General features: G+C 63.8%; 20 protein-coding genes. 17 read left to right on the forward strand and 3 right to left on the reverse strand.

Features of this window, described 5'->3' with window-relative positions; all coding sequences use genetic code 11:
* Positions 1-146 precede the first annotated feature (146 nt).
* The 9 genes from ACQEVO_RS14775 (at position 147) to ACQEVO_RS14815 (ending at position 10,268) form a co-directional block, all read left to right on the forward strand.
* Entirely contained in the window at positions 147-836 is a 690-nt protein-coding gene (locus ACQEVO_RS14775) for an ABC transporter permease (protein ID WP_432913307.1), read from the forward strand.
* Positions 833-1,642 carry an ABC transporter permease gene (locus tag ACQEVO_RS14780; protein WP_280400051.1) on the forward strand — a complete coding sequence of 270 codons (810 nt, stop codon included), beginning with the start codon at positions 833-835 and terminating at the stop codon, positions 1,640-1,642. The genes ACQEVO_RS14775 and ACQEVO_RS14780 overlap by 4 nt, the downstream gene beginning before the upstream one ends.
* Positions 1,635-2,441: an ABC transporter ATP-binding protein gene (locus tag ACQEVO_RS14785; RefSeq protein ID WP_432913309.1), complete on the forward strand. Its 807-nt coding sequence runs from the start codon at positions 1,635-1,637 to the stop codon at positions 2,439-2,441. Before ACQEVO_RS14780 ends, ACQEVO_RS14785 begins: the two co-directional genes overlap by 8 nt.
* Positions 2,442-2,554: 113 nt before the next feature.
* Positions 2,555-3,388, forward strand: coding sequence for an ABC transporter substrate-binding protein (locus ACQEVO_RS14790; protein WP_280400049.1), 834 nt, complete (start codon positions 2,555-2,557; stop codon positions 3,386-3,388).
* 124 nt (positions 3,389-3,512) lie between these two features.
* A complete protein-coding gene (locus ACQEVO_RS14795; RefSeq protein WP_432913311.1) occupies positions 3,513-4,655 on the forward strand; it encodes a CapA family protein in 1,143 nt (380 codons plus the stop codon).
* 443 nt (positions 4,656-5,098) lie between these two features.
* The gene (locus ACQEVO_RS14800) at positions 5,099-6,454 is read left to right on the forward strand and encodes an MFS transporter (RefSeq protein WP_432922683.1); all 1,356 of its coding nucleotides are present in this window, start codon (positions 5,099-5,101) and stop codon (positions 6,452-6,454) included.
* 16 nt (positions 6,455-6,470) lie between these two features.
* On the forward strand, positions 6,471-8,318 hold the full coding sequence (locus ACQEVO_RS14805) for an FAD-dependent oxidoreductase (RefSeq protein ID WP_432913313.1): 1,848 nt from the start codon (positions 6,471-6,473) through the stop codon (positions 8,316-8,318).
* Entirely contained in the window at positions 8,296-9,168 is an 873-nt protein-coding gene (locus ACQEVO_RS14810) for an alpha/beta fold hydrolase (RefSeq protein WP_432913315.1), read from the forward strand. The genes ACQEVO_RS14805 and ACQEVO_RS14810 overlap by 23 nt, the downstream gene beginning before the upstream one ends.
* A 152-nt stretch (positions 9,169-9,320) precedes the next feature.
* A complete protein-coding gene (locus ACQEVO_RS14815) occupies positions 9,321-10,268 on the forward strand; it encodes a 3-carboxyethylcatechol 2,3-dioxygenase (RefSeq protein ID WP_432913317.1) in 948 nt (315 codons plus the stop codon).
* An 80-nt stretch (positions 10,269-10,348) separates the two neighbouring features.
* Here ACQEVO_RS14815 and ACQEVO_RS14820 read toward each other — a convergent pair whose 3' ends face one another.
* Positions 10,349-11,083, reverse strand: a complete 735-nt coding sequence (locus ACQEVO_RS14820; RefSeq protein WP_432913319.1) for a GntR family transcriptional regulator — start codon at positions 11,081-11,083, stop codon at positions 10,349-10,351.
* Between the two features lie 348 nt (positions 11,084-11,431).
* Here ACQEVO_RS14820 and ACQEVO_RS14825 point away from each other — a divergent pair, with 348 nt between their 5' ends.
* From ACQEVO_RS14825 to ACQEVO_RS14835, 3 genes are all read left to right on the forward strand, one after another.
* A complete protein-coding gene (locus ACQEVO_RS14825) occupies positions 11,432-12,505 on the forward strand; it encodes an LLM class flavin-dependent oxidoreductase (protein ID WP_432913321.1) in 1,074 nt (357 codons plus the stop codon).
* Between the two features lie 26 nt (positions 12,506-12,531).
* A complete protein-coding gene (locus tag ACQEVO_RS14830; protein WP_432913323.1) occupies positions 12,532-13,152 on the forward strand; it encodes a cysteine hydrolase family protein in 621 nt (206 codons plus the stop codon).
* Positions 13,153-13,274: 122 nt separating this feature from the next.
* On the forward strand, positions 13,275-14,384 hold the full coding sequence (locus ACQEVO_RS14835) for an alcohol dehydrogenase catalytic domain-containing protein (protein WP_432913324.1): 1,110 nt from the start codon (positions 13,275-13,277) through the stop codon (positions 14,382-14,384).
* A 125-nt stretch (positions 14,385-14,509) separates the two neighbouring features.
* On the opposite strand, the gene ACQEVO_RS14840 is transcribed toward ACQEVO_RS14835, so the two are convergent.
* Both ACQEVO_RS14840 and ACQEVO_RS14845 read right to left on the reverse strand, forming a co-directional pair.
* Complete coding sequence (locus tag ACQEVO_RS14840) at positions 14,510-16,018, reverse strand: FUSC family protein (protein WP_432913326.1); 1,509 nt, start codon at positions 16,016-16,018, stop codon at positions 14,510-14,512.
* A gap of 102 nt (positions 16,019-16,120) precedes the next feature.
* Complete coding sequence (locus ACQEVO_RS14845) at positions 16,121-16,561, reverse strand: helix-turn-helix domain-containing protein (protein WP_432922686.1); 441 nt, start codon at positions 16,559-16,561, stop codon at positions 16,121-16,123.
* Here ACQEVO_RS14845 and ACQEVO_RS14850 point away from each other — a divergent pair.
* The 5 genes from ACQEVO_RS14850 to ACQEVO_RS14870 all read left to right on the forward strand — a co-directional run bounded on the left by ACQEVO_RS14850 (position 16,540) and on the right by ACQEVO_RS14870 (position 22,872).
* Positions 16,540-17,478, forward strand: coding sequence for a LysR family transcriptional regulator (locus ACQEVO_RS14850; RefSeq protein ID WP_432913328.1), 939 nt, complete (start codon positions 16,540-16,542; stop codon positions 17,476-17,478). The genes ACQEVO_RS14845 and ACQEVO_RS14850 overlap by 22 nt on opposite strands.
* Before the next feature lie 104 nt (positions 17,479-17,582).
* Positions 17,583-18,659, forward strand: a complete 1,077-nt coding sequence (locus tag ACQEVO_RS14855) for a tartrate dehydrogenase (protein WP_432922689.1) — start codon at positions 17,583-17,585, stop codon at positions 18,657-18,659.
* Positions 18,660-18,747: 88 nt separating this feature from the next.
* A complete protein-coding gene (locus ACQEVO_RS14860; protein WP_432913330.1) occupies positions 18,748-20,157 on the forward strand; it encodes an MFS transporter in 1,410 nt (469 codons plus the stop codon).
* Between the two features lie 4 nt (positions 20,158-20,161).
* Complete coding sequence (locus ACQEVO_RS14865; RefSeq protein ID WP_432913333.1) at positions 20,162-22,006, forward strand: FAD-dependent monooxygenase; 1,845 nt, start codon at positions 20,162-20,164, stop codon at positions 22,004-22,006.
* Positions 22,003-22,872: an alpha/beta fold hydrolase gene (locus ACQEVO_RS14870; RefSeq protein ID WP_432913335.1), complete on the forward strand. Its 870-nt coding sequence runs from the start codon at positions 22,003-22,005 to the stop codon at positions 22,870-22,872. The genes ACQEVO_RS14865 and ACQEVO_RS14870 overlap by 4 nt, the downstream gene beginning before the upstream one ends.
* Positions 22,873-22,880 lie beyond the last annotated feature (8 nt).

The following is a 22,880-nucleotide window of genomic DNA, read 5'->3' on the forward strand; positions in this document are numbered from 1 at the left end:
CGATGAATGTTGTGACCGTGCCCACCGGCAGCGCCCGAAGCCGCAATCGGACTGACTCGAAGCGTGAAATCCCCGGGCGGACGCGCCGGATTACACTGGCGCTCGTAGGCCTCGGCCTACTGGCGGCGCTCGTTCAGGCCGCGTCGGTGTGGGGCAAGGATTCCTGGGGCGTCCCGGGCCTCATGGAGCTGGCGGCGGGTTCACTCGAACTCGTCGCAGGTGACCGATTCGCCGGCGCCGTCGGTGAAACCGTCCTCTCGGTGGCAGTCGCGGTGGCGCTGGCACTGGTCGGCGGAGTGATTTTCGGGCTGGTCATGGGATCGAGCCGGTTCCTGGCGACCGCACTCGGCGCGCCGCTGGAGGTCATTCGACCGATCCCCGCACTCGCCTTGATCCCGGTTGCCATTCTTATGCTGGGACAAGGTGTGACCATGGAAGTCGCCATCGCGGCCTTCGGATCCTGGTGGCCCATTCTCTTCAACACCTCCTACGGAGTGCGAGACGTCGACACGGTGGCACTGGACGCCGCCCGGGCAATGGGCTGTTCACGCCTGAGCCGGCTCGTCAGGGTTGTGCTGCCCTCGCTCCTGCCGTCGGTGCTCACCGGCGTCCGGACCGCGGTCCCACTGACCCTTGTCATCGTGATCGCCGCCGAATACCTATCGACCGCCCAGCGTGGAATGGGTGGCGTTCTCATCACCGCGACCAGTATGGGCGATATGGGCGTGCTGTGGTGTACCGCCTTGGTCGCCGGCCTACTCGGCATCGCGCTCGGGTCGGCCTGCGATGTGATCGCGCGATCTCTCACACCGTGGGCTACAAGGAGAAACCCGTGAATACCCGCATCGTTCGCGCGCTGCCGGGTGCAGTCGGTGCCGCCGTGGTCATCGTCGCGGTGCTCGCGACCTGGCAGGCCTATGCCGAGCACGCCGACCTGTTCTTCCTCCCCACGCCGCAACAGATCGTCGAGCGGTTGCACGAAGAATGGCTCGGCGGGACAGCCACGCGCGCCGCCCTCTCCGATGGCGGGCTGACGGCGATCGGGCAGACCTTCCTCACTGCGGGACTGGCGTGGCTGATAGCGGCCGTAGTCGGTATCGGGGTCGGTGTGCTCGTCGGTTCGGTCCGGGCCATCGACGAGATTTCCACTCTCCCTTTCCTACTACTGCGCAGCATCCCCGGCGTGGCGTTGATTCCCATATTCATCACGATCATGGGCCTGGGCACGGATATGCGTATCGCGGTGGTTACCGTGGGCTGTGTCTGGCCGATCCTGCTGAACACCGCAGCGGCAGTATCCCGGATCGAACCTCGGTACGTCGACGTCTACCGAGTCGCACGTCAGTCCCGGGCAACCCGGCTGTGGTCGGTCCTGCTCCCCGCCACCATGCCGAACATCTTCGCCGGTCTTCGGGTTGCATTATCCCTGTCACTGATCATGACCGTGGCCGCCGAGATGCTGGGTGGTAGCGGTGGCTTGGGGGCGCTCGCCGCCCGTTACCAGTCGACCTTCGACGTTCCAGGCCTCTGGGCCACTCTGTCCGTTCTGGCCGTCTGTGGCCTCTTGCTCAATGCGCTCATCATTCTGGCGGAAGATCTCCTGCTCGGATGGCACAAGAAGTGGAGATCTGTCAGTGAATAGCCACGACCCCGAGCCCATTCTCGATGTCCGCAAGCTCTCGCACACATTCGGCAAGGGCGCGGGCGCCCTGCACGTCATCGACGACGTATCGTTCGCGCTACACGCCGGGGACGCCATGGCCATAGTCGGACCATCCGGCGCCGGCAAGACGACACTACTCCGGTGCCTCACCGGCCTGCTGACACCGACCTCGGGTGACATTCATTTCGACGGACAGCGAATTTCCGGTGTCCCCAAAGGAATCAGCGTCGTCTTCCAGGACTACAGCCGATCACTCTATCCCTGGTTGACTGCGCTTGCGAACGTCGTTTTTCCACTGAAGAACTCGAAACTTTCACGCCGCGACTGCAGCACGCTCGCCATGGATGCACTCGACTTGGTCGGATTGCAGGATATGGCAAAGAAATACCCGTGGCAGATGTCGGGTGGTATGCAGCAGCGCGTCGCGATCGCCCGCGCGCTGATCACGGAACCGCGGCTGCTGTTCATGGATGAGCCTTTCGCCTCTGTCGATGCGCAGACCCGCGCCGAGCTGGAGGACTTGACTCTGCGTATTCGTGAATCCCGGGACATGAGCGTGGTCTCGGTGACTCACGATATCGACGAAAGCGTCTTCCTGTCCGATCACGTCCTGGTGATGTCCCGCCGGCCGTCGACTGTGCTGGAAGAACTATCGATCGACCTCCCCTATCCGAGGGACCAGATGACAACCAAATCCCGGCCCGAGTTCCTCACGTCCCGCTCACGAGTACATCAACTGATCCTGGCAGAGAAGACCAAAGAAGGTGCTTCGCGATGACATATCGCCCCATCATGACGACTGTAGGCATTCTGGCTGCCGCAGTTCTCGCCTTGTCCGGATGCTCGGGAGGCGGCCCCGAAACCCCCGGGGGCCCCGGCAAGATACGCGTCATGGTCAACCCCGTGGTGGATGCCGCACCGCTCTACCTTGCCGAACAAGAAGGTATTTTCGCCGAGCACGGCCTCGACGTCGAACTATCGGTAGGGCAAGGCGGCTCGGCCGTGGCGGCTGCGCTCCAATCCCGCTCAGCCGATCTCGGCATCGTGAATCTGGTTACGCTATTCTCCGGCCGAGCCAACAATCTGCCGCTCGCGGTAGCGACACCGATCAGCATCTCCTCGTCCGAGGAGGCAGGCCTCTACGCCGCGTCTGACAGCGGAATCACGAATCTGTCGCAGGTGAAAGGCAAGCGCTTCGGGATCGTGGGATCGGGTTCGGTGGCCGAGCTGGCAACTGCCGCCGCACTGGACGAGGTGAATCTTTCACCCGGCGATATCGAGAAAGTACAGGTCCCGCTCCCCAACCTGATCTCCGCAGCCACCTCGGGGCAGGTTGACTTCATCTTCGTGAACTCGCCTTTGACTTTGCAAGCCGAGGACGCCGGCCTGGTGCGTATCCACGATGCATTCACCGGCGTCACCCACGATCTGCCGAGTGCAGCGATTGCCGCATCCGAGCGGTGGCTCGATCAGCATGCTGGAACGCGCGACGCTTTCCAGCAGGCACTCGCCGAAGCGGTGGATCTTGCCAACAGCAACGAACAGAAAGTCCGAAAAGTACTCCCCACCTACACCGGCCTCGACGAGGAGCAGGCCTCACGGGTGGCCGTACCGGACTACGTCGCCGACCTGAGCCACGCCGAAGTCCAGCGCGTTCCCGACCTCATGATGCAGTACGGACTCCTCACCGACCCGGCGGATGCCGCCGCCGCGGTGGCCTGGTAGCGCGGAGGAGAAGGGGAAATCTCAAATCTTCGGCCGGCATCTCATCCTTCACCGGCAAACGGCCGGCGCCGTGTTCGAACAATGCGAGCGTCCCGGCGCCCCACTACCCAGGAAATGGAGAGCGATGAACACCCAGGTACACGACCGGGCGGCGGTGTCGGTGGTCTTCGTCGGGGATCTCATTCTCGGCCTCGACGATGTCCGCCCGCACCTCACCGACATCTCGAAGGTTCTGAACCACGCCGACCTCGCGGTCGGCCACCTCGAATGGCCGCACACCAACCGGGGCTGGGTCTGTTCCTCGGAACTCCCGGCCCCAGGATGTCCTCCCGAGAACATCGGTCAGCTGGCCACTGCGGGGTTCGACGTTCTCACCCTCGCGCATAACCACACCTTCGACCAGGGACCCTACGGAATCATCGACACGATCGACGCCGCCGAGAGGAGCGGTATGGTCACCGTCGGCGCCGGTTTGACTATCGACGAAGCTCGCCGTCCGGTGATCGTCGACCGCGCGGGCGTCCGGCTGGGGTTCCTCAGCTACAACTCGGTGGGGCCGCGAGAATCGTGGGCCACGCTCAGTAAGGCGGGCGGGGCCCCGATCCGCGTCCTGACCCATTACCAGCTCGAACTGTCGTCGCCCGGCAGCCACGGCACTGCCTACACGTTCGTCGACCCCGACTCGCTACGCGAGATGGAGCACGACATTCGCACCCTCAAATCGCAGGTCGACGTGGTCTGCGTGGCAATACACAAAGGCATGATCATCACGCGAGCGGAACTCGCCGCCTATGAGCGACCACTCTGCCACGCGGCGATCGATGCCGGGGCCGATGTCATCATCGGCCACCACTCGCACATGTTGCGCGGCGTCGAGGTCTATCACGGCAGACCCATTTTTCATGGGGTCAATCACTTCATCACCGCGTACCCCGACGACGGTGACCCCCAGAAACCTTCCGGCAAGAACCGGACTCCACCGCGCCGCTCCCCCATCCTGGCCCAGAACGTGCCGGACGGCACCGTGACGAACTACCCCTTCTCGACCGAGTCGCGCATGACGATGGTGGCGCAGATCGCCGCCGGTCGCGCCGGGGTGCACTCGGCGGGTTTCATCCCGGCTCATATCGAGGCCGACAGTGTCACGAAGATCTACGGCGATGACGAGCTCGGCAGAAAAGTCGGGACATATGTCCAGGAGATCTCGGCCGAAGCCGGACTCGACACGGACCTCTGGTGGGACGGATCCCAGTGGCGTTTCCTCTAATCGATCCGGTTGCTACCGGCCCGGCAAACGAGGCGGTCGAGCGTCGTGACCCTCGCCAGGACCCTCCCGTGCCAGCCTAATTTTCCAGCGAAGTATATTCGGGGTGTTGTAGGAGCATTTGATGTCGGCCACCTCCGCCCGACACCCATATTCCGGGCATATTCACGCGGGCCCGACGCACCGCGGCAGAGTGACCCAGCCCCGCCGGCCCTCCGGAAGAGACTTGCATCACTCGACTGGCCGCGCTAGCTTAACTACTAGACGACTAGCATTCCAGTGACTGCGACGTAGCAGTCCCAGCAGAAAGGAGCGGCCGTGATGACCGTCTCCTCCTCATCGGCCCTGACGTTCATCGGGTCGACCGGCGAGCGGATCGGAGCGATCCTGCCGTGAGCATCAAAAACGCCGGCTCGACGGCACGCACGAGCCCGTTGCGGGTGGCGATGGCCAGTTTCATCGGTACCACAGTCGAGTACTACGACTTCTTCATCTACGGCACAGCCGCTGCGCTGGTGTTTCCGGAGCTGTTTTTCCCCGACGCATCGCCCGCGATCGGGGTCCTGCTTTCGTTTGCCACCTTCGGCGTCGGGTTCATCGCCCGCCCACTCGGCGGCATCGTATTCGGGCACTTCGGAGACCGGCTCGGCCGCAAACAGATGCTCGTGTTCTCACTGGTCGGGATGGGCGTCGCAACGATGCTGATGGGTTTGTTGCCCACCTACGCCACCATCGGGGCCGCCGCACCGATCCTGTTGACCGTACTGCGCATGGTGCAGGGGTTCGCCGTCGGCGGCGAATGGGGCGGAGCGACCTTGATGGCGGTCGAACACGCACCCAACGCACGAAAAGGGTTCTTCGGATCTTTCTCCCAAATGGGCGCACCAGCCGGCACCAGTATCGCCACGCTGGCTTTCTTCGCCGTATCCCAGCTACCGGACGAGCAGTTCCTCTCCTGGGGTTGGCGACTGCCGTTCTTGTTCAGCGCGGTCCTGATCATCATCGGCCTGTTCATCCGCCTATCCCTGGCCGAAAGCCCGGACTTCGCGGCAGTCAAGGAGACCAGCGCCGTAGTACGGATGCCGATCGCCGAGGCGTTTCGTAAGCATTGGAAAGAGATCCTGCTGGTTGCGGGCACCTACCTGTCCCAGGGCGTCTTCGCTTACATCTGCATGGCCTACCTCGTCTCCTACGGCACCAGCGTCGCAGGTATCGACCGCACGTCCGCCCTGGCCGGCGTCTTCGTGGCCGGCCTCCTCGCGGTGGTTCTTTATCCGGTATTCGGATCGCTCTCCGATACCTTTGGCCGCAAGACCATGTACCTGCTCGGCGCCGTGCTGATGGGCGTGCTCATCGGGCCTGCGTTCGCATTGATCAACACCGGCAACCCTTGGCTGTTCATGCTCGCCCAGGTGCTGATCTTCGGCATCGCGATGGCGCCTGCCGCGGGCGTGACCGGATCTCTGTTCACGATGGTGTTCGACGCGGACGTCCGCTACAGCGGCGTCTCGACCGGCTACACCCTGTCCCAGCTCGCTGGCTCCGCGTTCGCACCGACGATCGCCGCAGCTCTCTACTCGTCGACACAGTCCAGCGACGCCATCGTTGTCTACCTGATGGTTGTATCGGCCATCTCGATCATCTCCGTCATCCTGTTGCCGGGCGGTTGGGGCCGCAAAGGCGCCGCCGGCCAGCTCATCCGGGATCAGACGGCTTCTTCGGTAGCGGTTCCGCCCGCAAGCACAGCGTCCCCTGGCTCGCCTCTGGCACGCACAGCCACTGATCTGCAAACCCTCGACTAGTGAAGTGATTACCGATATGACCGACCACGAGACCCCCACATTCGAGACCGACGTTCTGGTCGTCGGCACCGGCCCCGCCGGATCCGCCGCAGCGCTTGCACTGGCTACCTATGGCGTCAAGGTCCACCTGGTCAACCGGTGGAACTGGCTGGCGAACACCCCGCGAGCCCACATCACCAATCAGCGGACTGTCGAGGTACTGCGTGATCTGGGCGTGGAAGAAGAAGCCGCGAAGTACGCCACCCCCTGGGAATTGATGGGTGACACGCTGTTCACCACCAGCCTGGCCGGCGACGAAATCGCCCGCGTGCGCACATGGGGCACCGGCGACGATCGTATCGGCGACTACATCAAGGGCAGCCCGTGCGGACTACTCGACATACCGCAGCTCTACATGGAGCCCGTGCTGTTCAAGAACGCGACCGAACGCGGAGCGACATCGGCTTTCAACACCGAATACCTCTCCCATGTCCAGGACGACAGTGGCATCACCGCCACCCTGCGGGATCTACTGACCGGCCGCGAGTACAGCGTCCGCGCCAAATACCTCATCGGCGCAGACGGCGCACGCTCCGCGATCGCCGACGAGATCGGGCTCGAGATCGAGGGTCGAATGGGCCGGGCCGCAACAGCATACGTCCTGTTCAAGGCGGATCTCAGCAAATACGTGGAGCACCGGCCAAGCATTCTGCATTGGATCATGACCCCCAGCGCGAATTTCGGTGAGATCGGGATGGGGCTGCTGCGCGCCATCCGTCCTTGGGACACCTGGATCGCAGGGTGGGGCTATAACATGGACGACGGCGAACCCGATTTCGACCCGGAGTACGTCATCGCCAAGATTCGAACCCTTGTCGGTGATCCGGAGCTGGAGATCGAGATCCGCTCCACCTCCACCTGGCATGTCAATCAGGCCTACGCCAAGACCTATTCGTCAGGTCGGGTGTTCTGCGCCGGAGATGCGGTGCACCGCCATCCACCGAGTAGCGGTCTCGGATCGAACACCTCGATCCAGGATTCGTTCAACCTCGCCTGGAAGCTCGCCTACGTCATCAAGGGCTACGCCGGGCCGGGCCTGCTCGAGTCCTACTCTCCCGAACGTCAGCCTGTAGGTGAGCAGATCGTCGCTCGCGCCAACCAGTCCCGAATCGATTACGGTCCGCTCAATGCCTGCTTCCGCACCGAAGGCCAGGCCGACCCGGTCGCGGCGGGGCTGGCCAAACTCCGCGATCCCGGCCCGGCCGGTGTCGAGGTACGGAAGGCGCTGGTCGAGGCGGTGCAGCTGAAGAATTACGAGTTCAACGCCCAAGGCGTCGAACTCAACCAGCGTTACTCCTCGCAGGCCGTGATCCCTGATCCCGACGCCGGAGATGAGCAGTGGCTACGCGACCGTGAACTCTATCTACAGCCGAGCACCCGTCCGGGCGCGAAAATCCCGCACGCCTGGCTGGTCGATGAGCAGGGTCGACGGATTTCCACCCTCGATGTCACCGGTAAGGGAAGATTCACCCTGGTCACCGGGCTCGCAGGCACCGCCTGGACGGCCGCGGCGGACTCTATGAAGCTGCCGTTCCTCGATGTGGTCGTCGTAGGCGCGAAAGGCACCGAGGACCCCTACTGCGCGTGGGCTCAGGTCCGTGAGGTACACGAGGCCGGTGCTGTCCTCGTGCGTCCCGATGGTTATGTCGCATGGCGTCAAGGCGCTGCCACCTGGGACGAGCACAACGCGACCGGGCAGCTGCGCAACGCGCTGTCCTCGATCCTCGACCGAGCGCTCGATGCCGAGGATGCCCAGGCTTCCGCCGCGGAAGCATCCGTTTTCCATGAGCAAGGAGCAGAAAATGAGCACGCAACCGTTCACTAGCGTTTGGTCCGATCTGGCCCAGGTCGAGTTCAGCCAAGGCTTCCTCCAGGCCGGCCCGTACCGAACCCGGTACTTGCACTCGGGAGATACTTCCAAGCCCGCACTGATCCTCCTGCACGGCATCACCGGCCACGCCGAAGCTTACGTCCGCAATCTTGCTGTGCACGCAGAGCATTTCTCGGTATGGGCGATAGATTTCATCGGCCACGGCTACAGCAGCAAACCGGACCATCCCCTCGAGATCAAGCACTATATCGACCATGTTCTCCATTTCATGGACGCGATCGGAGTCGACAAAGCCTCTTTCTCCGGTGAGTCCCTCGGCGGTTGGGTCACTGCCCAATTCGCACACGACCACCCGGAGAAAGTGGAGCGGATCGTGCTGAACACCATGGGTGGCACGATGGCCAACCCGAAGGTGATGGAGCGCCTCTACACCTTGTCGATGGAGGCGGCGAAAGACCCGAGCTGGGAACGGGTCAAGGCGCGCCTGGAATGGCTGATGGCCGACCCGGCCATGGTCACCGACGATCTGATCAAAACCCGCCAGGCGATCTTCCAGCAGCCCGACTGGCTCGAGGCATGCCGGATGAACATGGCATTGCAGGATCCGGTAACCCGTGCCCGCAATATGATCACCGACGCCACGCTCGAAGGGATCACCGCGCCGGCGATGGTGCTGTGGACGACCAAGGACCCCTCCGGACCGGTCGACGAAGCCAAACGAATCGCCTCGCACATCCCCGGTGCGCGCCTGGCAATCATGGAGAACTGCGGACATTGGCCGCAGTACGAAGATGCCGGAACCTTCAACAAACTGCACCTGGATTTCCTGCTCGACCGTAAGTGACACGGCCGTGGGTGGTGTCCGTGCCCTCGCGCAAGACACCACCCGCCGAGCCGGTACTCCACCGATGAACCACCTCTGAGTCCTTCCCCCGTTCACGCGCCCACGCCTGCGGCGGGCGGTCGTGGCTACGAGGCAATGCAAGGAGAACAACGATGCCCGTAGCGCTGTGCGCGATGTCGCATTCCCCTTTGATGGGCCGCAATGACCCGGACCAGCAGGTGATCGATGCCGTCGACGCCGCTTTCGCGCATGCGCGCGGGTTCATTGCCGAGTTCGCCCCCGACCTGGTCGTGATCTTCGCCCCGGACCACTACAACGGCGTCTTCTACGACCTGCTGCCGCCGTTCTGTGTCGGTGCGGCGGCCCAGTCGGTCGGTGACTACGGAACGGAAGCGGGCCCACTCGATGTCGACCGCGCTGCCGCTTACGCCGTCGCCCGGGAGGCCCTGGCCAGCGGCGTCGATATCGCATTTTCCGAACGCATGCATGTCGATCATGGGTTCGCCCAAGCGCTGCAACTGTTGGTCGGGTCGATTACTGCGCTACCGACCGTACCGATCTTCATCAACTCCGTCGCCGAGCCGCTCGGTCCGGTCAATCGGGTACGTCTACTCGGTGAGGCGGTCGGCCGGGCCGCCGCGAACCTCGACAAGCGGGTATTGCTCGTCGGCTCCGGCGGCCTCTCTCACGATCCCCCGGTTCCACAGTTCGCCAGCGCGCCCCCGGAAGTTCGGGAAAGACTGATCGATGGGCGCAATCCCAGCGCCGCGGAGCGCGACGCCCGCGAACGGCGCGTGATCACCGCGGGCCGCGACTTCGCCGCCGGCCTCGGCACGATCCAACCGCTGAACCCGCAATGGGACCGTCACTTGCTCGATGTCCTCGCCTCCGGTGACCTCGAACAGTTCGACGGCTGGTCAAACGACTGGTTCGTCGAGCAGGCCGGGCATTCTTCGCATGAGGTGCGTACCTGGATCGCTGCGTACGCGGCCATGCGGGCGGCCGGGCCGTATCGGGTCACCTCGAGCTTCTATCGCGAAATCCCGGAGTGGATTGCCGGATTCGCGATCACCACAGCCGTTTCCACCAGGGACAGCTGAGGCATTCCCGACTGCACAAAGGACGAGGGAGGCGGGTGGTCTTCCTCGTCCTTTGCTGCAGACGGCCCGGCTGAATGACATCAGCTGCCGGCCCCCGCTTCGTCACGGATGACCGCTATGGTGCCGACGATATGGCGTTCCATCGCGCTACGCGCAGCAGCCCCGTCCCGGTTGCGCAGCGCCTCGATGATCTCTCGGTGATCGTGCTGACGTTCGGGTAGCGCACTCGCCAACGGATTGGGGATGCCGGTGGTGTTGATGAGGAAATCCGAGAGATCCCACATCCGCTGGCTCGTCTCTGCCATGATCCGGGAATGCGCCATAGCGTGGATCATCGCGTGGAATTCGCGATTATGGACGCGGTAGCCACGGGCTCGGACGTCGGGATCGCCCGATCCGACGAGTGCGTCGATGCGGGCTGAGATCAGGTCCAGTTGCTGCATCTGTGTCTCGGTCCGGCGGGTAGCCGCAACTGCCGCGATCGTCCCCTCGAAACCGCCGAACAGAGTGTAAAAATCCTCGACCTCGCGCCGACTGTACGAGACGACCTCGCAGCCGATCTGGGGTGCGATATGAACCAGCTTCTCGCTGGACAGCCGGCGTAGCGCATCCATCACCGGCTGCTTGCTGACCCCGAACTCCTGCCGGATCGACTCAACGACGATCTTCTCCCCGGCGCCGTAACGACCCTCCATCAGGCGCGTCTTGAGGATGTCGTACAGCGCGGACGACAAACGAGCTCCGGAAGTGCGCGCGTTGGCCAACAGACTGGCCGCCTCGTCACCCAGCCCCGCACCGTCATAGGCGACGCTCATCAATACATCCTCTCGGTTGTCCGTCACGGTGTCACCCGGTCCCGGGTCCTTCAACAGAATGCTTGCATTCTAGTACTTGTGGTGTGGGTCACCCTCGACTATATTCATCTCTAGAACGCTAGCATTCCACCGGATGGGCTTAGGGCTCGTTTACCGGACTGCATCACCTCCGGACCACGAGTAAGGGCCTGACCCACAAACGAATCCGAGGCGCAGGAGTTCGACCTGCAGCGCGTTCGGAGCCCATCGAGGGGCGGTCCCGACCACCTCTCAGCCGACCGGCCGTCCCGAAACAGCCGACCGATATACACCCGCCGGCGCTCTGCGGGACACAGCAAGGAGAAGCACATGGAATTCTGCATCGGCACCTGCGCCAAGATCGACCAAGTGGCGATGGTCAAACAAGCCGAGGACCTCGGGATCACCCACTTCGGTGTCGGCGAAGGCCCCTTGCTGTTCAGCGACCCATATCAGTTCCTTGCTCTCGCGGCGCAGCAGACCAGCTCCATCGCGCTGGGGACGATGGTGACGAACCCCCTGACCAGGATCGCCCCGGTCACCGCAAACTCGATGGCCACCCTCAACGCTTTGGCGCCGGGGCGGACGTTCCTCGGAATCGGCACAGCCAACAACGCCCTTCGGTCGATGGGGAACCGGCCGGCGAAGATATCCGAACTTTCCGACGCCGTCGAGGTCGCGCGAGAACTGATGGCCGGGCGCCGCATCGCCCACCACTGGCTCGGAGAAACCCGGGACGTGGAATTCCTCGATAGGCAGAGCGGGTACTACAACGTCACCGACCATATCCCGATCTGGGTAGCAGCAGGCGGGCCGCGCGGGCTCAGGGAAGCCGCCAAGTATGCCGACGCGGTCGTCTATTGCCTGGGCCCCGATGCCGACATGATCCGGTTGATCCGGCGTGAACTCGACAAGGCGGTCGCTGACGCCGGCCGCTCACCCGGATCGGTCAAGCTCGTCTCCCTGTCGTGGTTCTATCAGCTTCGCAACGGCGAAACCTGGGAGGACGGCGTCACCAACGGCTTCGGCTCAGGCCCGATAAGTTCGTGCATCACCAATTCCGGGCTGATGAACCAGCATCGAGAAGAACTCGGTGATCCCATCGTCGACGCCTCCATCACCGCGGCCCAGGCGTACCTCGGCGATCCGGCGGCCTCTGATCAACCGCACTACCTCGATGTCTGGGCTCGGTATCTGCGCGGACTCGATCCGCGACATCGCCCGATCATCACCAAGGAACTGGTCGATTACTGGTGTCTCTATGGATCCCCCGCCGAACTACGCGAAAAGGCTGCTCTGATGCGTGAATCCGGTGTCGACATCCTTCAGGTATTCCTATCCAACCCTGCCACCGCATCCCGAGATATCGACGACGTCGGCCATTCGATCCTCGCCCACGCCTGACCCGGCCCGCACCCACAGGAGCTTCCGTGGAACTCGATCCCCGCACCACCGCTGTCATCGCAGTCCACTGCCAAGGCGATATCGTCGGGCCTACCGGCGCCTTCGCAGACTTTTTCCACCAGCAGGTGACCGAACACCACATTGTCGAACGCGTCGCCGCCATCACCGAAGCAGTCCGCGACGCCGGCGGCACTGTGGTCTACACCCGCGTCGCGTGGAAACCCGATCATTCCGACCTTCACGTCAACTCGCCGCTGCTCGGCATCGTTGCCCAGACCGGATGCCTCAAAGAGGGAAGCGAGCTCGCCGAGATCGTCGAGCCGCTCGCACCCCGCACCGCGGATATCGTTGTCACCCATCAACGGATCGGTGCGTTCACCGGAACCGACCTCGACACCATCCTGCACGACAGGAACCTCACCACGCTCGTATTCGCAGGCGTGGCCACCAACGCGTCCGTAGAAGGAACCGCGCGAGTAGCAAGCGATCTCGGGTATCGCGTAGTGATCGCGGCCGATGCTTGCTCGGCCGCCACCCCCGAAGCACACGCGGCGAGTATCGACTCACTGGCCCTGCTCGGCGAGATCGCCACGGTCGACGAAATCCGCACCGCGCTCACCACCGCAGTCACGAGGACACCCGCCTGACCGTAGCCCCGAACGCGGTACGCAAGCCCGGATCGGGCCCCAAGCCGCCACTCGCACCTCCGCCCCGTGCCCTCCCGGCACCAGATACCCGAACGACCCGCTCACAAGGAGTTCGCCTCTCAATGAATGCCACCATGCGCGCAGCTCGCCTGCACCACATCGACGAGCCGATGAAGATCGAGGAGATCCCGATCCCCCAACCGCGCGCAACCGACGTGCTGGTCCAGGTCAAGGCATGCAACGTCGTACCCAACCTGAGCAATGTCCTCGCCACCTATCACGAATGGTTCCCCTACCTGCCACTACCCGAACTTCCCGCGATCTTCGGCCTCGACTCGGCAGGCATCGTCACTGCTGTCGGAACTCGTGTCACCGATGTCACCGTCGGGGACCGCGTCTATGTGAACCCAGGCCTGTCATGCGGCGCGTGCCGCGCGTGCCGACAGGGAAAAGACCAGAACTGCGATCGATACACGTTCATGGGCTACTTCTCGTTCTGTTCCGACGGCCGGACCATGTTCGACGCCTATCCCTATGGCGGCCTCAGCGAGTACCTGACCGCCCCACAACGCAACCTGGTGAAGCTACCGGACTCGGTCACCTACGAAGAAGGAGCGCGATTCGGCTACCTGGGGACCGGCTACTCCGCATTGCGGAAGGCCGGAGCGGGACCGGGTACCACCGTCCTGATCGACGGTATCTCAGGCACACTCGGCCTGGGGACCTGTCTCAGCGCGCTCGCTCTGGGCGTCACCCGCATCTTCGGCACCGGCCGCAATGCGGCGTTGCTCGAGGAGGTACGCGCGATCGACCCCCAGCGCATCCAGGTCCTACCTGCGGGAACCGACGATCTGCGCAACTGGGTGCACGAACACAACAGTGGAGACGGCGTCGACATCGTCATCGACGCACTCGGTCCCGGCGCACCCGCCGAATCCTTCCTCGACGCGGTCAGCACCCTGCGCCGTGGCGGAGTGGCGGTCGATATCGGCGGCATGATGGAACGCCCCCCACTGGATATGTTCTCGCTGATGTGCCGGCAGATCAGCGTATTGGGAAGCCTGTGGTTCTCCACCGCCGAGGCACAAGATATGGCCGATCTGATCGGGGCCGGCATCCTCGACCTCTCGGTGCTCGAGCACCACCGGTTTCCACTGGAGAAGATCAACGAGGCACTCGCCGACCTGCCGGAACGGCACGGCGGTTTCACCAATTTCGTCAGTATCCCGTGACGATGAGAAGACCACTGACAGCACGGAGACCGTTGACTCTGCGGCGCAGACCCCGTTCCGATAGCCGGTGAAAAGCGGTTCTTCTACCGTTCGGCGGGATTGTGCCGCCGAACGGTAGAAGAACCTCAGCCCGAGCTCGCCAGCAATTCGTGTCCGCGCCGCTCGATCCGAAGAAGTTCGTCCGTCGGCAGATCCCGAGCCGGGTATTCCCCCTTGGATACTTCGTAGGCCGCACGAAGGGAACCGAGCTCGAGCACGAGCTGCCATCTGGATTCGTCATCCAGTGGCGGTGATTTGGTCTCGGTGACGTTCCGGCACCGCCGCATACTCTGCTCGAGAACGGCGAATGCGCGGCGGTTACGCACGACAACCGCGCAGACAACGCCAGCCGCCGCTCCGATGAGGGTGTCCACCCACCGGTCGCGCGTCATCACCCACGCATCACCTGGGGTCGCGAGGGTGACCAGCAAGATCGCCGTCGGGGTAATCAGGATCATGCCGTAGCCGTAGTTGCGCACGACAAGCATCTCACCCAGCACCATGCAGGCAACGATCACCGCCGCAAGAACGAATGGAGAGGACACCGAGGACATAACAGCCATACAGATGGCCAGGCCAGCCATCGTCCCCGCAATGCGCTGGATCAACCGGTGAAGGCTGGCAGTACGACTCGATACCTGCAGAATCGCTATGGCTGTCACCGCAGCCCAGTAGGAATGCCCGGCGCCGACCGCCAGCGCCACACCGCCGGCCAGAAGGCACCCGCAGAAAACCCGCGCTGCGCCGGGCATCTCCGCCGAGGACGGACGACATGCCGCCCGAATCGCGCGAAACGCCGAGAAGCGAATGCGATGCGCGGCCGCAGCTGCCCTCGCTTCCATGGCGAGGCCCTCGATCTCGTCGCGTTCGCTCTGTGTCGGCAGGAACGTCAGCCGCGGCGAGAACCGGATGTGCGAGGCCATCTTCAGCAATTCCCTACACTCCTGGCTGCTCACCGGGCACGATCGGAGAAGAAAACTCTCCGCTCGTGCGGTCATGACTGCCAACGTGCGCCGCGACTGCGGACGCCGACGAGCCGAGGCCGAGAGCGCCGTCCACGCGGTATAGATCTGCAGAGCAGCCTCTTGTCTGGCACGCCCGTCGTCCGCTGCGGGAAGCGACAGTTTCGCGACGTTGCGCAACGCCCGCGCCACTGCAACCCGGGTGGGCCCGTGTGGATCGAAGAGCCACGGGAACATGCAGACGCACCACGCGAACATTGCACCCGATAGACAAGCCACGAAGACGACGGCGAGAGAGGGCACCGGGGGTGGAAGGAACGCGGTGGTCGCGCAGGCGAACCCGATGATCAGCCCACCTGGTGGTCCGGATCGAGCCACGTCGCAGAGCAGTTTCGCCAGTGCCGCGAAAACGGCCACCACGATGAGCCGGGCATGGTGATCTGTAAGCACGGACGACGACCAAACCCCGAGTACAACCGCGGCGACAAGCGCGGCCCCCACCCATGCCAGCACCTGTGCACGGCGCCGGTACGGGTCGTTCTTGCTGTACAAGGCGGCCAGTGAGCCGAGCGCCAGATATGGAACCCACATCGCCGAGCCCGTCGCAAGGGCAAAAAACAGGGGAACACCCACGGCAATACCGGCTCGGACGGCGGGTGCCACAAACGCATCGGCGGGACGGGCCCTCAGAGCTGCTCTCACATGGTCCGTTACGTGCACAATGCACCTTAGCAACTAGAATGCTAGACGTCTAGAAGTGCCATTGCGTTCACCGGTGCCGATCGGGAAGAGGCTGCGCTCGGCGGAAGCGCGCAACCCGAGCTCGAATACCAACCGGGACAGCCGATAGCGCGGCCCGTTACGTTCGAGCAGCCCGACGCCGACCAAATCTGTGAGCAACCGATGCGTCGTGGCTTTGGGCAGGCCGCTCCTATCACGTACCTGCGCGAAGGTCAGGGTTGTGGACTCGATCGTGAAAGCCTGCAAGATCAGCGTGGCCTTTCCCAGAACGGTGTCCCTCGCCGCGCCCGAAACCGGCCGGGATCGGTCGAGAATCGATCGCCGCTCATCGCTGATCCCGGTTTCGCTGAGGTCACCCAGCGCAGCGCTGATGCCACGCCGGTAGGCTCCTCCTATCGAGGGAGGTGAGGACCTTGGATATCCGACAAATACGATACTTCCTCGCTATCGTCGACCACGGTGGGTTCGGTCGCGCTGCCGAACATCTACGAGTCGCACAGCCGTCACTGTCGCAGTCGATCGCCGGCCTGGAGCGAGATCTCGGCGCCAAACTGTTCCACCGGCTCAGCCGGGGCGTGGTACTCAGTCCCGCCGGTTCGGCCTTGGTCGAGCCTGCCCGCAGCGTGATGCGAGGTCTGCGCACAGCGCGGGAAGCGGTCGAGTCCGTCGATGACCTGCTGCGCGGAACCGTCGAGCTCGTCACCATGCCGGCTCCCGGAATCGAGCCGCTGGCCACGCTCACCCGCCGACTGCGGAAACGCCATCCCGGCCTCGCGTTGAGAGCGGGGGGCGCGTTCGCTCCCGGAGAGGTGATAACTCATCTCAAACAGGGTGCATACGAGTTGGGGCTGGTGGGGGTTACCGGGCCGATTGAAGAGCCGGGGCTGACATCGTTATTACTGGAGGACCAGCCGTTCTCGGTGATCGGGGCACCCTGGGCCGATATTCCGGACGGAGAAGTGGTGTCCCCGGCGATCTTGGCCGGGGCGGATGTGATCGAGTCTCCGAGCAGCGGAACACTCATGCGACGAATCGTCGATGATCTGCTGCGCCAGGACGCCGATGTCCACATCGTCGCCGAGGTGTCACATAGGACCTCACTGTTGCCGTTGGTACTCGACGGTGTAGGCCTGGCGATTGTCCCCTCGGCATGGGCTCCGATGGCCCGCCGGGCCGGAGCAAGGATCGCCGAACTGGACCTTCCGGCACGGCTCAGCGTCGTGCTGCTCGCCCGCGACGGCGTACTGTCCGCGCCTGCCCAGGCGTTTCTCGCCGAAGCCCGTGCCTATCGGCCGGCAGATTATTTCCGTACCTCGATCGACTCCGCCGACGCCGCCGAAGTGCAGCCATAAGCATCTCCTATCCGCGCGATCCGAAACTGGTCTTGGACCACCCCATCTGTGGCTTGGTTCACTCGCATCATTCCCGATTGATGACGCAAGGAGTGATCGACGCCATGACCCGCACTCACCGAACCTTCCGGATCGCGAGCATCCCCGCCGATGGCGTGGGAACCGAGGTGGTTGCCGCGGGCCGCGCCGTCCTCGACCGCCTGGCGACAACATCCGGTGAATACCAATTCGAATGGGTCGAATTCCCCTGGGGATGTGAGTATTACCGCTCCACGGGAAGAATGATGGACACAGACGGACTCGATCGCCTCCGGGATTTCGACGCGATCTATTTCGGCGCGGTCGGCTGGCCCGATGTGCCCGACCATGTCAGTCTGTGGGGGCTACGCCTGGCCATCACGCAAGGGTTCGATCAGTGGGCGAATGTGCGACCCGTACGCTTTCACCCGGCGGTGGCCTCACCGCTGCGAGGTGCAGAGGACAAGAATCTCGACTGGGTGGTCGTTCGGGAGAACAGCGAAGGCGAGTACGCCGGCCTCGGTGGCCGCAATCTCGCCGCACGCGGCCCTGGAAACGAGGTCGCCCTGCAGACAGCACTTTTCACCGAAAAGGGCTGCGAACGTATCATGAGGTTCGCCTTCGACCTTGCACGTACCCGGCCGCATCGCAAGGTCTCCAGCGTGACGAAGAGCAACGCCCAGCAGTACGGCATGGTTCTGTGGGACGAGGTTTTCACACGCGTCTCGGACGACTACACCGATGTCGAAACCGAATCAGTGCTGGTGGATGCCATGTCCGCCAAATTCGTCCTGCATCCTGAAGAGTTGTCCGTAGTCGTCGCCTCCAACCTGAACGCCGATATCCTGTCGGACCTCGGCTCGGCTCTCGCCGGCAGCCTCGGATTGGCGGCCAGTGCGAACCTCAACCCCGAGCGTCGCTTCCCCAGCATGTTCGAGCCCGTCCACGGCTCCGCGCCCGATATCGCCGGACAAGCAGTGGCCAACCCTATCGGAGCGATTCTCAGCGGCGCGCTCATGCTCGAGCATTTCGGTCTTCACGATGATGCCGCCAGGGTGCACAAGGCTGTCGATACCGCTCTCGGCGGCGGAATCCTTACGCGTGATATCGGAGGCTCGGCAGATACCGCCCGAGTGGTCGCCGCCATTATCGACGCCCTCTGAATCAGCTCCCGATAGGGGCTTCTCCCGCGCCTGCAGCCGCGGGACCCCGACTCGCACCTTTCTCTCCCTCGTTGCAACGGAGCAACTCATGTCTCGATCCAGCACTACCGGCAGCACTCCCGCCAAAGTCGCCTCGGCCAGCTTCATCGGCACCAGTATCGAGTTCTACGACTTCTTCATCTTCGGCACCGCCGCGGCATTGGTCTTTCCGACCCTGTTCTTTCCCGGCGAAAGTCCATTGATCGGCGCACTGCTGTCGTTCGCCACGTTCGGTGTCGGTTTCTTCGCTCGGCCGGTCGGCGGCATCGTCTTCGGCCACTTCGGCGACCGCGTCGGCCGCAAGAAGATGCTCGTCACCTCTCTGATCGGCATGGGGGCGGCGACATTCCTGATGGGCCTGCTACCCACCTACGCGACTATCGGTATCGCCGCGCCGATATGCCTGGCACTGCTACGCCTGGTACAGGGATTCTGCGTCGGCGGTGAGTGGGGCGGGGCCACACTCATGGCCGTCGAACACGCACCACCGCATCGGCGCGGCTTCTACGGCGCCTTCGCCCAGATGGGGTCGCCGGCAGGCGTCGCCATCGCCACCCTGGCATTTCTGCTCGTCGCGCAACTCTCCGATGAGGCGTTCCTGTCTTGGGGCTGGCGACTCCCGTTCATGTTCAGCGCGGTACTGGTGGTCCTCGGTCTGGCCATCCGGCTGCGGCTTGCCGAGAGTCCGGCATTTACCAGAGTTCGACAACAGCAAGCACAGGTTGCACTGCCCGCGAAGACCGCCGTCCGTGACTGGTGGCGCCAGATCCTTCTTGTGGCCGGCATTTTCGTCAGCCAAGGAATCTTCGCCTATATCTGCATGTCGTATCTGGTTTCCTACGGGACTTCGCAGCACGGCCTCGAACGGACTTCGGTGTTACTGAGCGTTTTCGCTGCCGCCGTCGTCGCGACGGGACTGTACGCGGTGTTCGGTGCAGTGTCGGACCGTATCGGCCGTCGAACCACCTACACCGTCGGGGCTGTCGCGATGGCGGTAGCGGTCATACCGATGCTGGCCCTGATCGAAACCGGTTCGCCCGTCGCGTTCGCGGCGGCGATGATGTTGATGTTCGGATTCGCGATGGCGCCGGCCGGCGGAGCTACCGGGTCGCTGTTCGCCATGATGTTCGGCCCCGAGGTCCGGTATACCGGCGTCTCGCTGGGCTACACCCTCGCCCAGCTCAGCGGCGCCGCGTTCGCTCCACTCATCGCTACCACGCTGTTCGCCGCGACCTCGAGCACCGTCGGACTGGCGCTCTACCTGCTGGGAGTCTCCGGCATCTCCATCGTGTCGCTGCTACTCGTCGGAGGGCCGTGGGGACGCAGTGAAGCCGCCCGTCAAAGAGAAGAAGCGAACACGCAACTCCCCAACACTCCCGGCGAACCCTCGACGCCATTCGCCTCCCCCGGATCGCAGCCGAATGCGGCGACCCTGGCTCCTGTTACCGCAAAGGAATAGAACTATGACCGACGAACTACCCGATACCGATGTCATCGTTGTCGGAACCGGCCCGGCCGGCGCCACGACAGCGCTCGCACTCGCGACCTACGGGGTGCGTGTCCACGCGGTCAGCCGCTGGAACTGGCTGGCGAACACTCCCCGAGCGCACGTGATCAACCAGCGCGCGAACGAGGTCTTCCGTGACCTCGGCGTCGAAGCCGACATCAGCGCGAAAGCCACACCCTGGGAGCTGATCGGTGATACCACCTTCACCACGAGCCTCACCGGCCCGGAGGTCGCGCGCCTCCGTACCTGGGGCACCGGCGATCATCGGCGAAGCGATTACCTGCTGGGTAGCCCGTGCCCGCTCCTCGACCTGGGCCAACCGCAGCTCGAGCCCATTCTTGTCGACGCAGCCGCAACCCGAGGAGCCCAGTTCTCCTTCAACACCGAGTATCTCGATCACAGCGAGGACGCCGACGGGGTCACCGTCACCTTCCGCAACGGAATCGACGGGCACGTCTGGTCGCGGCGAGCGCGCTACCTCATCGGCGCCGACGGTGCAAAGTCCGCGATCGCCCAGAAGATCGGCTTGAAGATCGTCGGCGAGCATGCCCGCGCCGGACAGATCTACGCATACTTCCGCGCCGACCTCAGTACTTATGTCGCACATCGTCCGGCGGTACTGCACTACGTCCTGAACCAGGACACCGGATACGGAGAGCTGGGGCTCGGTGTCCTGCGCGCAGTACAGCCCTGGACCGAGTGGATGGCGGGCTGGGGTTTCGACAAATCCGCCGGCGATCCCGATCTCGATCACAACAATGCACTGCAGCGGATCCGTGGGCTCGTCGGCGACCCACATCTGGATGCCGAGATCCAATGGGTGTCACCGTGGTACGTCAACCAGGCCTACGCCACCAGCTACGGACGTGGTCGCGTGTTCTGCTGTGGTGACGCCGTACACCGTCACCCTCCCTCGTCCGGGCTGGGATCGAACACCTCGGTCCAGGACGCGTTCAATCTCGCCTGGAAGCTCGGTTACGTCCTGAAAGGCTGGGCCGCACCGAGTCTGCTCGACACGTACACCGCCGAGCGGGGCCCGGTCGGCAAGCAAATCGTCGAACGGGCCAATCAGTCCCGCTTCGACTACGCACCGTTACGGGCCGCTCTCGGCGCCGTGCCTGACGGACCTGGGCTTACTGCGGGCCTGGCTCGCATCCGCGAACGCAGCACCGAAGGCGCAGCAGCTCGTGCGGCGTTGGTGGCGGCGCTCGATCTGAAGAGTTACGAATTCAACGCTCAGGGCGTAGAGCTGAACCAGCGCTACTCCTCATCCGCCGTCGTGGACGACCCGGCGGACGGCAACGAGACATGGAAACGCGATCCCCAGCTGTACTTGCAGGCGACAACCAGGCCCGGAGCCAAGATCCCGCATACATGGCTGGTGAACAGTCGCGGGCGGCGCGTCTCCACACTCGACGTCACCGGTCAGGGCCGTTTTTCCCTCGTCACCGGATTGACGGGCAGCGCGTGGGAAGACGCCGCGACAACCCTGTGCGTTCCGTGGCTGCGCACCGTGATCATCGGCAATGACGAATGTCAGGACCTGTACGGCGATTGGGCGAGACTACGCGAAGCCGACGAGGCCGGCGCCCTACTGGTTCGTCCGGACGGATGCGTTGCCTGGCGCCACCGCGCCGCAGTCCACAACACCGAAACCGCTCTGCACCTTCTGACCGAGGCACTGCACACCATCCTCGGTGTAGATCCGCGCCATATCAGCGCTGATCACGACTTCGCCGCGATCAGCGGACAGCCGCACATTCTCGACACCACCCAGGTCACCGAAGGAGTCACGTCATGACAGCCCCTGGCTATACCAGCATCTGGGACGACCTCGTCGCCACAGAATTCCAGCAGGGTTTTCTCGACGCCGCCGGATATCGCACGCGATATCTACACGCGGGTCCACCGGACGCACCGACCTTGCTACTACTGCACGGCATCACCGGGCACGCGGAAGCCTACGCGCGCAACCTGGCTTCCCACGCCCGCCATTTCTCGGTATGGGCCATCGACTTCATCGGCCACGGCTACAGCGACAAGCCCGACCACCCCCTCGAGATCGAGCACTACGTCGACCACGTGCTCGGTTTCCTGGACGCGATCGGTGTAGACAAAGCATTGATCTCCGGGGAGTCACTCGGTGGCTGGACAGCGGCGCGGCTGGCGATCGACCACCCCGGACGGGTCGAGCGCGTGGTGCTCAACACGATGGGCGGAACCATGGCCAACCCCGAGGTCATGGCCCGCATCTACAACTTGTCGATGGAAGCAGCGCAGGACCCGTCCTGGGAGCGGGTGCGAGCACGCCTGGAATGGCTGATGGCCGACCCAGCCCGAGTCACCGACGATCTCATCCGCACCCGTCAGGCCATTTTTCAACAGCCGGGCTGGCTGAAAGCCTGCGAGATGAACATGGCACTCCAGGATCCGGTGATCCGGAAGCGCAACATGATCTCCGACGGCGAACTGCGATCGATATCGGTCCCGGCCATGGTGCTGTGGACGACAAAAGACCCGTCGGGCCCGGTCGATGAGGCTCGCCGGATCGCAGACCTGATCCCCGGTGCACGCCTCGAGGTGATGGACGAATGCGGTCACTGGCCACAGTACGAGGACACGACCACATTCGACCGCATCCACCTCGATTTCTTGCTCGACCGGTGAGCAGGACG

The organism is Nocardia sp. CA-290969 (assembly GCF_050936135.1).
Lineage (GTDB): Bacteria > Actinomycetota > Actinomycetes > Mycobacteriales > Mycobacteriaceae > Nocardia.

What these genes read in the sequence shown, in the direction of transcription:
- ACQEVO_RS14820 (WP_432913319.1), bottom strand. Translation starts at nt 11,083, where the DNA reads ATGAGCGTCGCCTATGACGGTGCGGGGCTGGGTGACGAGGCGGCCAGT.
- ACQEVO_RS14800 (WP_432922683.1), top strand. Translation starts at nt 5,099, where the DNA reads ATGGCCAGTTTCATCGGTACCACAGTCGAGTACTACGACTTCTTCATC.
- ACQEVO_RS14860 (WP_432913330.1), top strand. Translation starts at nt 18,748, where the DNA reads ATGTCTCGATCCAGCACTACCGGCAGCACTCCCGCCAAAGTCGCCTCG.
- ACQEVO_RS14790 (WP_280400049.1), top strand. Translation starts at nt 2,555, where the DNA reads ATGGTCAACCCCGTGGTGGATGCCGCACCGCTCTACCTTGCCGAACAA.
- ACQEVO_RS14855 (WP_432922689.1), top strand. Translation starts at nt 17,583, where the DNA reads ATGACCCGCACTCACCGAACCTTCCGGATCGCGAGCATCCCCGCCGAT.
- ACQEVO_RS14865 (WP_432913333.1), top strand. Translation starts at nt 20,162, where the DNA reads ATGACCGACGAACTACCCGATACCGATGTCATCGTTGTCGGAACCGGC.
- ACQEVO_RS14810 (WP_432913315.1), top strand. Translation starts at nt 8,296, where the DNA reads ATGAGCACGCAACCGTTCACTAGCGTTTGGTCCGATCTGGCCCAGGTC.
- ACQEVO_RS14805 (WP_432913313.1), top strand. Translation starts at nt 6,471, where the DNA reads ATGACCGACCACGAGACCCCCACATTCGAGACCGACGTTCTGGTCGTC.
- ACQEVO_RS14825 (WP_432913321.1), top strand. Translation starts at nt 11,432, where the DNA reads ATGGAATTCTGCATCGGCACCTGCGCCAAGATCGACCAAGTGGCGATG.
- ACQEVO_RS14835 (WP_432913324.1), top strand. Translation starts at nt 13,275, where the DNA reads ATGAATGCCACCATGCGCGCAGCTCGCCTGCACCACATCGACGAGCCG.
- ACQEVO_RS14815 (WP_432913317.1), top strand. Translation starts at nt 9,321, where the DNA reads ATGCCCGTAGCGCTGTGCGCGATGTCGCATTCCCCTTTGATGGGCCGC.
- ACQEVO_RS14795 (WP_432913311.1), top strand. Translation starts at nt 3,513, where the DNA reads ATGAACACCCAGGTACACGACCGGGCGGCGGTGTCGGTGGTCTTCGTC.
- ACQEVO_RS14870 (WP_432913335.1), top strand. Translation starts at nt 22,003, where the DNA reads ATGACAGCCCCTGGCTATACCAGCATCTGGGACGACCTCGTCGCCACA.